This window comes from Pseudoalteromonas sp. McH1-7, assembly GCF_013366255.1.
GTDB lineage: Bacteria > Pseudomonadota > Gammaproteobacteria > Enterobacterales > Alteromonadaceae > Pseudoalteromonas > Pseudoalteromonas peptidolytica.
Window position 1 is genome coordinate 1 of sequence record NZ_JABWPQ010000046.1, and the last position, 10,181, is coordinate 10,181.

A 10,181-nucleotide genomic window follows, 5' to 3' on the forward strand; every position below is an offset into this window, starting at 1 on the left:
CCCGAGCGGCCAAAGGGATCAGACTGTAAATCTGACGGCTCTGCCTTCGCTGGTTCGAATCCAGCTCCCTCCACCATCCATTCAAAAAAGCCTTAGCAAAATTAAGAATATATTGCATAACTTCAGAATGAAGTAAGAGCAATTGTACTGAAATACATCCCAGCACCAAAAACTAGATGCGTAGCTAACGTTTTTACTCTCGCTTTTTGTGGGTTAGGTAATTTAGATGCCGCGATCCCCATTCCAAAGCATGGCTGCATAATGAAATAGGGAAAAACAGTTGTTAACGCACCAAAAGCCAGAACAGACCAAAGGTCTGGATTATAAACCCAAGCCTTTCCTTGATATACAAGAAATAAAAATACAAAAACCACCCCAGTTACATAATGAACCAACCATCCCAGTATGGTTTCTCTTGCAATAGGCGCACTTCGAGCAATTCCATTATGGCTCACTTTTCCTTTTAAAAAGTGCCCAACCCATCGACCGAGCAAGGCATAGTCCAATCGCGCAATCGCAAATATTCGCATTAACAGAGCACCGTATATGTCCATAACAATTGTAGCGCCAATGCCAATAACGGATGCGAGTAACAAAATTTCTAGTTTTTCCACGTTTTCACTCCTTATTTTGATCTTTCCACGCTATCCTACAAGTTAAAGCTAACTTTAAGTCAAGGTAATTGATGGATATCAGTGCGGTTGTAAAAGAGTCAGGGCTACCTGCGTCTACACTTAGGTATTATGAAGAAAAAGGCTTGATCCGCTCTATTGGACGGCAAGGTTTAAAACGTGTTTTTGCACCTTCAACTGTTGAGCGTCTAGCATTAATCACCTTAGCCCGTAATGCAGGCTTCTCGTTAGATGAAATCGCAACAATGTTTACGCCACAAGGCGACATCGATATAGACCGCGTAAAGTTACAAAAGAAAGCAGAAGAGCTGGATAATACCATCAAGCATTTAAGCGCTGTTAGGGATGGACTTTACCACGCAGCAAAGTGTCCAGCTCCCAGTCACTTCGAGTGCCCGACATTCAAAAAGCTATTAGCAAGAGCCGGAAAAGTTAGACCAAAAAGACGAGATTGATATGAACAAGTTAATTTTCAATCATTAATGCTCTGCCATGCTCCTTAAGGTATTTACGTGCATCTTGGTACTTTTCACCGTAGTGGATATTTACCAAACTCCAGAACGAGGAGTTATGCGCCATGACATGATAGTGACACAGTTCATGTACCACGACATATTCAATGACCCATTTGGGTGCACCAACCAATAAGGTATTAAATGCAATTACTCCTTTTGAGGAAAAGCTTCCCCAACGGCTTTTGTATAGTCTTATTTTTAAAGTATCAAATTGAGCATTAATATCAGGTTGGTACTTAGCGATAGCCATATCGAGATAGTCACTTAATGTCATTTCCAATAACTTTAAAAGCTCACCCCAACTATCTTTGCTCTCATCTAAATTCAATGTCTTTTTATCAAAGTCGATAAATGAAAGCGCCTGCGCTTGTTTGATGATCGTAAACTTATCACCAAATATTGCTATTTTGTTCGTAGTAAGAGGCCTATTCTTTGTATGCTCAACGCCCTGCGCCAATTTTGATGCAATCCAATCTGATTTACTGTTTACCCAGCTATAAAGCCATTGTTCACATATGTGCTCTGGTGCATAAACTATGACCTTACCTGACTTTATTTTTATGGCCACGGTCTTACGTTTTCGGCTTTTTTTTAACAGATATTGCAAGAAATTAGACTCTCTGCTGTTGAAAGCGCGTAGTATAGTATGAGTTAGTCACTAAAGTCATTTCACTGACCTAATTGACACAACAACGCTTCGCTTATTCAGCTCTTATGGTTATCTATAAATTTCTAACACACTAGAAATTGGAAAGATTTTTAGTCAAATCACCGTAAATATTATTTTTTGCTGCTACGCTTAGTGAAAAGGTACTTTAGATTAGGCAACCAATGGCTGAAAAACCTACTTGCCAATATGTGTCACCTGAGGGAAAGAAGTGCAGTGAAATAGATATGGGCTCAGGTTACTGCTTTTGGCATGATAATAAGTTTGATAAAAGCGGCTTAGAGCTGAGTCAAAAGCTTGAGCGTTATGCAAAGCGTGGCGGACTGCTGCAAGGCTTGGAACTGAAGCGAGCAAATTTAGAAGGACTCAACTTAGTAAACTTCGAGCATCATCACGGCTATGATTTATCTTACAGCAACTTTTACCGAGCCAACTTAAAAGGTGCTCACCTTTTCAATAACACCATGAAGAATGCTTCTCTCATGAAAGCTGATCTTAGAGAAGCAAGTCTCCACTGCTGCAACCTAGAGAACACTAACCTGCTGGGCGTAAAACTAGAAAATACACGCATAGATAATATGGAGCTTGGAGAGCAATTATTACAAGAACAGCAAGCGTTAGAAGCCCGTAAAAACCGAGCAACGGAGGAGGCTGAAGATTTGTTTTTACAGTCTGAAGAAATCTATCGCTTGCTGCGCAAAGGTGCCGAAAACCAAGGGCTTTTTGAGATGGTTGGGCGCTTTACGTATAAAGAGCTACGTATGCGCCATGCGCAATACCCTAGATATTCAAAGCGTCACCTAATATCTAGTTTCGTTGATCTATTGTGTGGCTATGGTGAAAAGCCAGAGAACGTTATCCGCTTTAGCCTTGGGATGATAATCACCTGTGCGTTTTGTTATTTCTTGTTCGGTGTTTCTTTCCAAGATCAAATCATGCAGTTAAATTTAACCAACAGTTTATCAGATAATGTCACAGCACTACTCAATAGTTTTTATTTTAGCGTCGTCACTTTTACTACATTAGGCTATGGCGATATCACACCTGTGGGAATTTCTAGGCTGATCGCTGCAATCGAGGCATTTACTGGAAGCTTTTCACTTGCATTATTTGTGGTGGTCTTTGTTAAAAAAATGACCAGATAGGTGGTCTTTACGACCCCATTAGTATAATGGTATGCCAGCCAATACAATAATTGGCTGGTTATCAGATATAGTTAATAGAATCAGAGGCTACTGCCGCTTAAGCGCTTAGCTAGCGAGTGATTTCTGATTGAAGCTGCGCTAGGAAATCTAACATGTATTGAGTTCGACGCTCAGCTTCTTGATATGCAGATTTTGTATGCATATTATCTTTGATGTGTAACAACTTAATGAAAAAGTGATCTAAGGTGTATTTACTGTCATCCGCCACTCTTTGTGTGCAAAACGGATCATCAATATGATAAAGATTTCTAGCGATTGCACCACCCACTTTCATACAGCGGCTAATACCGATAGCACCCAGTGCATCCATACGATCAGCATCTTGAACCACTTTTGCTTCGAGTGTTGTGGGCGCAACGCCCGCGCTAAAACTATGCGCGACAATTGCATGATGAATTGCGTCGAGTTTAGATGGATCATAATTCAATGAGGCCAAAAACTGTATCGCCTTGTCCGCCGCCAGCTTTGAGGCAAGCGGTCTATCAGGATGATTTTTTGCAACTGCGACACAATCATGCAGCCAAGCTGCTGGGATCACTACAGCAGGATCGGCTTTTTCACCGTCACAAATTAATTTAGCCACGTGCACTACACGCTTGATATGGGAGAGATCGTGCGCTGTATCTGCACAAGGCGTTGTCAGCATGAACGCTTCACATGCTTGTTCTAGTTCTGGTATTTTCAGTGTCATTAAGCTCAACTTTTATCTACTTTCTATCAAAACGGTTTTGCTTTTCAAGCCTTATATTTGGTTTGACTCATGAAGTAAATCATACGCTATATCAATTTGCTAAGTACAAGCATTCAATTAGGTGAGTGGAGATTACTCATTGTATGTTGCCACACCCTTCTCTAAAATGGCAGGTATCAAGAAAGATTAGAGAAAATTTATGACTTGCGCGTTATACCTGCAACCTGGCAGAGAAAAATCCTTGAACAGAAAGCACCCTTGGGTTTTTTCTAAGGCTATTAAAAAAGTCAAAGGTAAGCCAGCACTTGGCGATATCGTCAAAATTTACAGCAGTGATGGTAAATACCTTGCAACTGCAGCTTACAGCCCTGATTCACAGATCAGAGCCAGAGTTTGGACTTTTGATGAATCACAAAATATTGACCAAGCCTTCTTTGAGCAAAAACTTTCTCGAGCGCTAGACGCACGCAAGTACGTCATCGATGAAGGTGAGTTAACTGGATTTCGTCTATGTGCAGCAGAATCAGATGGCCTTCCTGGAGTAACAATTGACAAATTTGATAACTACTTGGTTTGTCAATTACTCAGTGCTGGTGCAGAGCGTCACAAAGGCGAAATTGTCATGGCGCTTAAGTCATTGTTCCCTGAATGCCATGTCTATGAGCGTTCTGATGTAGATGTACGCAAAAAAGAAGGCTTAGACAAAATCACCGGGCCCCTTCTAGGGGATGCGCCCAAAAATCCAGTTACCATCAATGAAAATGGCCTAAAAATTGAAGTCGATATTATTTCTGGACACAAAACTGGGTTTTATTTAGACCAGCGAGATAGTAGAGCAGCCCTTGAGCGATTTGTTAAAGACAAAGAAGTGCTAAATTGCTTTTGCTACACGGGCACTTTTGGCCTGTATGCGCTACGTGGTGGCTGTGCTAAGGTCATTAACGTCGATGTATCACAACCAGCGCTAGACACCGCAAAACGAAATGTCGAACACAACGCGTTAGATATTTCACGGGCAGAGTTTGTTAAACAAGATGTGTTCAAATTGCTGCGACAATATCGAGATGAAGGCCGTCAATTTGATACCATCGTAATGGATCCACCCAAATTTGCAGAGAGCAAAGCACAACTTACTGGAGCATGTCGTGGTTATAAAGATATCAATATGATTGCGATGCAAATTCTAAAGCCAGGCGGGACTTTGTTAACATTTTCGTGCTCGGGCTTAATGGAACAAAACCTGTTTCAAAAAGTCGTTGCAGATGCCGCTTTGGATGCAGGAAGAGAGTTACTTATCATGGAGCGTTTAAACCAAGCAGCTGATCACCCTATTGCAGGTAACTATCCCGAGGGCTTTTATCTAAAAGGACTGATTTGTAAAGTCTACTAGAAATAGTATTAAGCCAACCAGAGTAAGTAAGCTACGGCACTTACTCTGGTCAATACTAGGGCCTGTTGATCCCTCAAATTTGTTTTTGCAGCAGTTTGACTAGTATTTATAGAAGGCAGCACCTGCGTAGCATTGTTATGCTGTGTGAGTCAGGCGATAAAGACTCTGTGCTCCAGCAAAATCACCTTACCCCACATCCTTGTGGGCCAACAAGCCCTAATATATCCCTACAACTATACGGCATAAAAAGCGCAATGCGCTTTATGGCTTCAAGATGTCACGCCAACAGATCCTGTTGCGATGATAGTTGATATTCGCTATATCCATTACAATTGAACGCATAGTCTGAACTACCAAAACGACGTAAATAATCAAGTCTCGCCTTAGCTTCATGTAAAGTAGGTAGCGTATCATTTTCTAGGCGCCAAACAACGTAATGTTCTGGATCTGAGCCATCTAAAAAGACGGTTGAACGGCTAAACACCTTTTGGCAAAGAGAGTGAGACATAAATTCCCTCAAGGCTCTCTCTGAGCGCCAGACAGCCAAAATAACAAGCACATCAGTACAACCAAATAAATCTGTCGCTGCCACAGACTCGCAATCTTCACCCATGTACCACACAAAACCCGGACTACTCTCTGCCAGTGAGTTGAGCTGCTTAAGGCTATTCCTATCTAGTTTACGCAACGCGCCATTTGTTGGACTTTTAGTTGTAAATATACTAAAAAAAGCAAGTCGCATCGGAGATCCTTGTGTTATATCAACTATTTATGACGTTAACTGCAACGCTCATTACATCAGTGATGTTAACACTAAGTTCACTCAGAGTAAAAACTGTTAAATTTAGATTTTTTCACCTCTTAAACCGTCGGTAACGGTTGCATATTAATGTATTGTACGATCCTTGGCATGGTGGCTTTGTTCGGGCTGCCGCCATGGGGCAAAAAATGATGCCAAATTACCAAGTCACCTGCATTAGCAGCAATTGCTTGAGAACCTTGTTGGTGAAAATAATCTGGACGAGGTTGATTGGGATCAAATGGCATATCATCGAGCCAATTGGCAAGTCTATGATGAAACCCTGGTACAACCGTAGTGGCACCTTGGTCTTTAGATGTATCTGATAAGTACAAAATACCCTGGGTGCCAAAAGAGAGCGGCTGAGAAAAATCGAGATCCCAATGAAGGTCAGTCCCCTGATAAACATCATTTACGGTTTCAGGTGGGTTAAAACCGCATCTATCAGCAGATACTTGTAGGCGTTCAGTTTGCCATAATTGACTAAAGGCTTTATGTATTCTTGCCGCGTTTCTGTTTTCTTCTAGAGCACTATGTTGTACTAGGTGTACCATCGTTTTACTGATCTTATCACCATCCAAGTTATACCAAGTATCGGGATTATTTATATCAACGTCTAAAAAATCGCAAATCACGCTTAGGGCACGCTGGCAGTTTGATGGACTAATCGCATTTTTGACGACAACATAGCCGTTTGTATTCCAGCATGCTAGATCGTCGGCAGACAATACATCAGCCATCTGTTTTACCGTATTTAGTTTATTATGGTAACTTTGCGGACACGAAGCTCCACACGTAATATGCTGTAGTAATTCGACTTTTTCCGTAGTTTGTGGTGCTAATTTTATAATCGCTTCGACAAACTGTGTATAGTTATGCGCATACTGATACTTTAACTTATGTGCTTGATCCTGACTAATACCTATGATGTCAAAAACGGTTTTAGCAAGCGCAAAATCAACTGGCACAAAACGCTGCTCTTTGTTCATAACTTGGCAATTTGCTTCGCTCCATATCCTGTCTAAAATTGGCAACCGATACAGCTTCTGATTTGGTGTGGATTCTCGCATTACAACAACTACATCCTTTTTATTCTGATATATATCAATACCATTAATGATCCTAAATATAGACTCATCTGGCACATTGCTCTGATTTACCCTACTTTAATTTACCTTAGACGTAATGAAAACATGGATGAGGTAAAGAAATTACATTGTTTGCGAACTGCTTTTTATTTTACACAAAGACGTTTTTTTTCAATTTTTTCCTCTTATTGGTCACTACACTGGCCGCATAACCAATTCAGAGGGAAACAAAAAATGAAAAGAGCAGATTATTTCAATCAAGCACCACAATTAATTCAACATTTATTAGGTCAGGAAGAGCTACTTAAACAACAAGCCGAAGCCACTTTCGGACTTAAAATTTGGGAGCTTGTAAAACTTAGAGCATCACAGCTAAATCAATGCGCATTTTGTATCGCAATGCACACAACTCAAGCTACTGATAGCGGTGAGTCAACAAACCGTATTATCGGTCTTAGTGCATGGAAAGACATGACATTTTACACGACTAAAGAGAGATTAGCGCTTTCGCTATGCGAAAAGTTGACAAACGCAGAGGTAATTGAAGATACTTTCTACCAAGAGTTAGCGTCTGAGTTTGACGACAAGAGCCTAGTAACACTAACTATTGCGATCAACGCTATCAACAGCTGGAATCGCATAGTTAAGATGTTTAAACCAACAGTTGAGTTTAATGATAACTGATTTATGTCTTAGTATGTATCGCCCAGAGGGTGAAATAGCAAATTATGTGCAAGCTGTTTGGTTTGCACAAACATCGCTTCAGGGCGAAGCATGGCTACCAAGTGATGGTGCTAATGGCATCATCATCCCCATTAGTGGTGAAGTATGGCTAAATAATAACAGAGTCACTGCTCCTTTTTATATTCAGCCAACAGCAACAAAGTCAGTAAAAGTATTTTATTCGGAAGCGACATGCTTCTGCGGTATCCGTTTCAAGCCTGCTGGGTTTGCATTTTTAGAAGCAGTTAACCATCCTCTAGTTGACCCCTGTAAAATAGCAACTATGGTCGAAAGCCTGCAATCTCATGCTAGTTTTGAGTTACTTTTGACGCTGCTACATCCAATGCTTTCAGTGCAAGTACCCCAACATCACTCAGCCTTGTACACACAAACTCTACTCAGTCATATCGCAAAATTAACACCTCTCGATGAAGCATATACTCAAACTCCAATCGGTAAACGTCAATTAGAAAGAAAAGTTAAGCTCCACTGTGGGATCACCCCAAAGCATCTCGCACGCATCTATAGAGCGCGACAAGCAAGACAGAGATTAAAAGAAAACCCAAACATAAATCTTGCCCAACTTGCCCTTGAGTGTGACTACGCCGATCAAGCCCATCTCATCCGAGAGTTTAAATCAATCATGCAAATAACCCCTGCAAAGTATAAAAAGCTACTGCAAGCCTCAACCGTAACCTAAGATATTACCTGCATAAAAAATCCATGTTCCTCAGTGCAGAATTAGCGTGTTGACCTCTTTTAGGTATGTAACTTGCTGTGAGTATAGAGCCGGCCACTTAGCGTTTATCCTTCGTAACATAGCAATCGATACACTCTCCCTCGCAACTAATGCGCCCCCTCCAATTGATATTATGCGACAAGCGCACAATTTCAATAATCGCTTTTTGAAGATAATAACGCCTGCTTATTTGGTTTCTTTTTTAACTCAAGCTAAACAGTCTCACGATGGTACTTTACATGTTGACAAGTCGCAGTAATATTGCTTGATTTTTAGCGAAAAATGCGTATTTCTATAAGTGTTGTACTTATTATTTGAAATCAGGTTTTGCTATGTGGACACAATCTCTTACTGTTGTTTAGATGTATTGTACTCGTCGTCGATTTTTTAAGGGCTTCACCCACAGGCACTAATTCTCTGTTCTCGGTCTAGAAAGTTATCACCCTCACTTTTTAACTGAAGGGTGACGGATGAGCTTTTTTGATAAAGCCTCATTTATTACTAAGGATTTAATTCCAGCGATATAAAACACCATTAGTTGATTTTTTTCTCATTTCCTTAATTAATTCGTTGCTCAAAAACAAAGAGCTATTATCCTCACTCCTAAATATATGTGTACTTTCATTGGTGTGTGAATCATTATCACAACCTACAACGTAAAGATAACAATAGCTCAACTCTAACTCTGAAAATTTTAATTCTACAGCACCTTCTTGAATTTCAATATTACTTTTTAAAAAAGGCGATAGTTTCTCTAAAATTCTATTATTTATAAAAACTTTTGGAAATAGGTAAAAGTCAAAGACCAAATCAGGGGGAGCTAACTCCCCTTTTATGTTTTCTTTTAGTGGGAAAGTGCTTAGTGACTTTACACTTAATTCAAAAAAACCTTCCATTAAAATAACTCCGGAACTTTTCCATCTTCATAAATTGGCTTGACTAAAAGACTTGAATCATTATTCGTTGATAAGTAGGTCAATAACTCTTCACCGATTTCTTTAGATACGATTATAGTACCTTCAGCTTCTTCAACCATAAAAATGTGTTTTTTATGTTTCGGGATCTTTTTTAACTTCTCTAAATCAAGGTATAAGGATAATATCTTTATATGATTCTTCCTTTTAGGGAAAACAAAAATATCACTTTTCCCCATATCTGCACATGGAATTTTATTTTCAAACGAAATTAAGCTAAATTTAGATAGAGTCTCAGAGCTTTTGTCACTAATTGATATAGGAAAAAATCGACACCGATATGGGTTATATTTTGAAAGAATCATCGAGATATCTTCCTTGCAAATAACTTCCCCTATAAAATGGAAATCTTTGATCGATTTTAATGTGTACTCTTCCTTTAATTTTATAATTTTTTTGACGCTCACATGAGGATATCCTAGGTGGCAATAGTAATCAGCTCTATCATTTGTTGTAATTGAACTGTTATTGCTCATTAAATTTTCAAATATCAAATAGTACTCTGCTATCTTATCTACACCCATAATTGCCTATATTTTCACATTGAATTCTACTTTTCTCGTATTATATTATAATTCTAAATAATATTATTAATATTTCCTCCCCAGAGAGGCGAATAAGTCCCAAATCCAGATTACAAACGCACCTCTCTTGGTTAAAAGGCAAGTAAATCTATTGCCTCCGAATTCAGATAATAAGTGCACCACTCATGGTTAATCGGTGAGGAGAGATCAACTGCCTGTTGGTGGTACTCTGTA

12 protein-coding genes are annotated in these 10,181 nt (G+C 39.7%); 5 read left to right on the top strand and 7 right to left on the bottom strand.

Translation table 11 applies throughout. The features are described 5' to 3' along the window. Positions 1–122: 122 nt before the first annotated feature. On the bottom strand, positions 123–614 hold the full coding sequence (locus tag HUZ36_RS21385; protein WP_128729712.1) for a DUF2938 domain-containing protein: 492 nt from the start codon (positions 612–614) through the stop codon (positions 123–125). A 71-nt stretch (positions 615–685) separates the two neighbouring features. On the opposite strand from HUZ36_RS21385, the gene HUZ36_RS21390 reads away from it, so the two are divergent. After that, the gene (locus HUZ36_RS21390) at positions 686–1,087 is read left to right on the top strand and encodes a helix-turn-helix domain-containing protein (RefSeq protein WP_128729711.1); all 402 of its coding nucleotides are present in this window, start codon (positions 686–688) and stop codon (positions 1,085–1,087) included. Between the two features lie 10 nt (positions 1,088–1,097). Here HUZ36_RS21390 and HUZ36_RS21395 read toward each other — a convergent pair whose 3' ends face one another. Beyond that, positions 1,098–1,715, bottom strand: a complete 618-nt coding sequence (locus HUZ36_RS21395) for a M48 family metallopeptidase (protein ID WP_244297263.1) — start codon at positions 1,713–1,715, stop codon at positions 1,098–1,100. A gap of 263 nt (positions 1,716–1,978) precedes the next feature. On the opposite strand from HUZ36_RS21395, the gene HUZ36_RS21400 reads away from it, so the two are divergent. Then, the gene (locus HUZ36_RS21400) at positions 1,979–2,959 is read left to right on the top strand and encodes an ion channel (protein ID WP_125254311.1); all 981 of its coding nucleotides are present in this window, start codon (positions 1,979–1,981) and stop codon (positions 2,957–2,959) included. Positions 2,960–3,068: 109 nt separating this feature from the next. On the opposite strand, the gene HUZ36_RS21405 is transcribed toward HUZ36_RS21400, so the two are convergent. Further along, positions 3,069–3,710, bottom strand: coding sequence for an HD domain-containing protein (locus HUZ36_RS21405; protein WP_125254312.1), 642 nt, complete (start codon positions 3,708–3,710; stop codon positions 3,069–3,071). A gap of 199 nt (positions 3,711–3,909) precedes the next feature. Between HUZ36_RS21405 and HUZ36_RS21410 the strand changes: the two genes are divergently transcribed. Then, positions 3,910–5,100, top strand: a complete 1,191-nt coding sequence (locus HUZ36_RS21410; protein ID WP_176033925.1) for a class I SAM-dependent methyltransferase — start codon at positions 3,910–3,912, stop codon at positions 5,098–5,100. A 277-nt stretch (positions 5,101–5,377) separates the two neighbouring features. Here the strand turns inward: HUZ36_RS21410 and HUZ36_RS21415 are convergent, their stop codons facing one another. Both HUZ36_RS21415 and HUZ36_RS21420 read right to left on the bottom strand, forming a co-directional pair. Further along, positions 5,378–5,842 carry a DUF3291 domain-containing protein gene (locus tag HUZ36_RS21415; protein WP_176033926.1) on the bottom strand — a complete coding sequence of 155 codons (465 nt, stop codon included), beginning with the start codon at positions 5,840–5,842 and terminating at the stop codon, positions 5,378–5,380. A 119-nt stretch (positions 5,843–5,961) separates the two neighbouring features. Continuing rightward, positions 5,962–6,969, bottom strand: a complete 1,008-nt coding sequence (locus tag HUZ36_RS21420) for a phytanoyl-CoA dioxygenase family protein (protein WP_176033927.1) — start codon at positions 6,967–6,969, stop codon at positions 5,962–5,964. A 252-nt stretch (positions 6,970–7,221) separates the two neighbouring features. On the opposite strand from HUZ36_RS21420, the gene HUZ36_RS21425 reads away from it, so the two are divergent. Next, on the top strand, positions 7,222–7,671 hold the full coding sequence (locus tag HUZ36_RS21425) for a carboxymuconolactone decarboxylase family protein (protein ID WP_125254315.1): 450 nt from the start codon (positions 7,222–7,224) through the stop codon (positions 7,669–7,671). Beyond that, the gene (locus HUZ36_RS21430) at positions 7,661–8,410 is read left to right on the top strand and encodes a helix-turn-helix domain-containing protein (protein ID WP_125254316.1); all 750 of its coding nucleotides are present in this window, start codon (positions 7,661–7,663) and stop codon (positions 8,408–8,410) included. Before HUZ36_RS21425 ends, HUZ36_RS21430 begins: the two co-directional genes overlap by 11 nt. Before the next feature lie 548 nt (positions 8,411–8,958). On the opposite strand, the gene HUZ36_RS21435 is transcribed toward HUZ36_RS21430, so the two are convergent. Both HUZ36_RS21435 and HUZ36_RS21440 read right to left on the bottom strand, forming a co-directional pair. Continuing rightward, on the bottom strand, positions 8,959–9,345 hold the full coding sequence (locus tag HUZ36_RS21435; RefSeq protein ID WP_147390017.1) for a hypothetical protein: 387 nt from the start codon (positions 9,343–9,345) through the stop codon (positions 8,959–8,961). Next, positions 9,345–9,947 carry an imm11 family protein gene (locus HUZ36_RS21440; protein WP_176033928.1) on the bottom strand — a complete coding sequence of 201 codons (603 nt, stop codon included), beginning with the start codon at positions 9,945–9,947 and terminating at the stop codon, positions 9,345–9,347. Before HUZ36_RS21440 ends, HUZ36_RS21435 begins: the two co-directional genes overlap by 1 nt. Positions 9,948–10,181: the final 234 nt, after the last annotated feature.

Excerpts from the sequence above, each read along its gene's own strand:
- HUZ36_RS21405 (WP_125254312.1), bottom strand. The coding sequence starts at position 3,710 with ATGACACTGAAAATACCAGAACTAGAACAAGCATGTGAAGCGTTCATG.
- HUZ36_RS21390 (WP_128729711.1), top strand. The coding sequence starts at position 686 with ATGGATATCAGTGCGGTTGTAAAAGAGTCAGGGCTACCTGCGTCTACA.
- HUZ36_RS21425 (WP_125254315.1), top strand. The coding sequence starts at position 7,222 with ATGAAAAGAGCAGATTATTTCAATCAAGCACCACAATTAATTCAACAT.
- HUZ36_RS21415 (WP_176033926.1), bottom strand. The coding sequence starts at position 5,842 with ATGCGACTTGCTTTTTTTAGTATATTTACAACTAAAAGTCCAACAAAT.
- HUZ36_RS21435 (WP_147390017.1), bottom strand. The coding sequence starts at position 9,345 with ATGGAAGGTTTTTTTGAATTAAGTGTAAAGTCACTAAGCACTTTCCCA.
- HUZ36_RS21410 (WP_176033925.1), top strand. The coding sequence starts at position 3,910 with ATGACTTGCGCGTTATACCTGCAACCTGGCAGAGAAAAATCCTTGAAC.
- HUZ36_RS21420 (WP_176033927.1), bottom strand. The coding sequence starts at position 6,969 with ATGCGAGAATCCACACCAAATCAGAAGCTGTATCGGTTGCCAATTTTA.
- HUZ36_RS21400 (WP_125254311.1), top strand. The coding sequence starts at position 1,979 with ATGGCTGAAAAACCTACTTGCCAATATGTGTCACCTGAGGGAAAGAAG.
- HUZ36_RS21440 (WP_176033928.1), bottom strand. The coding sequence starts at position 9,947 with ATGGGTGTAGATAAGATAGCAGAGTACTATTTGATATTTGAAAATTTA.
- HUZ36_RS21430 (WP_125254316.1), top strand. The coding sequence starts at position 7,661 with ATGATAACTGATTTATGTCTTAGTATGTATCGCCCAGAGGGTGAAATA.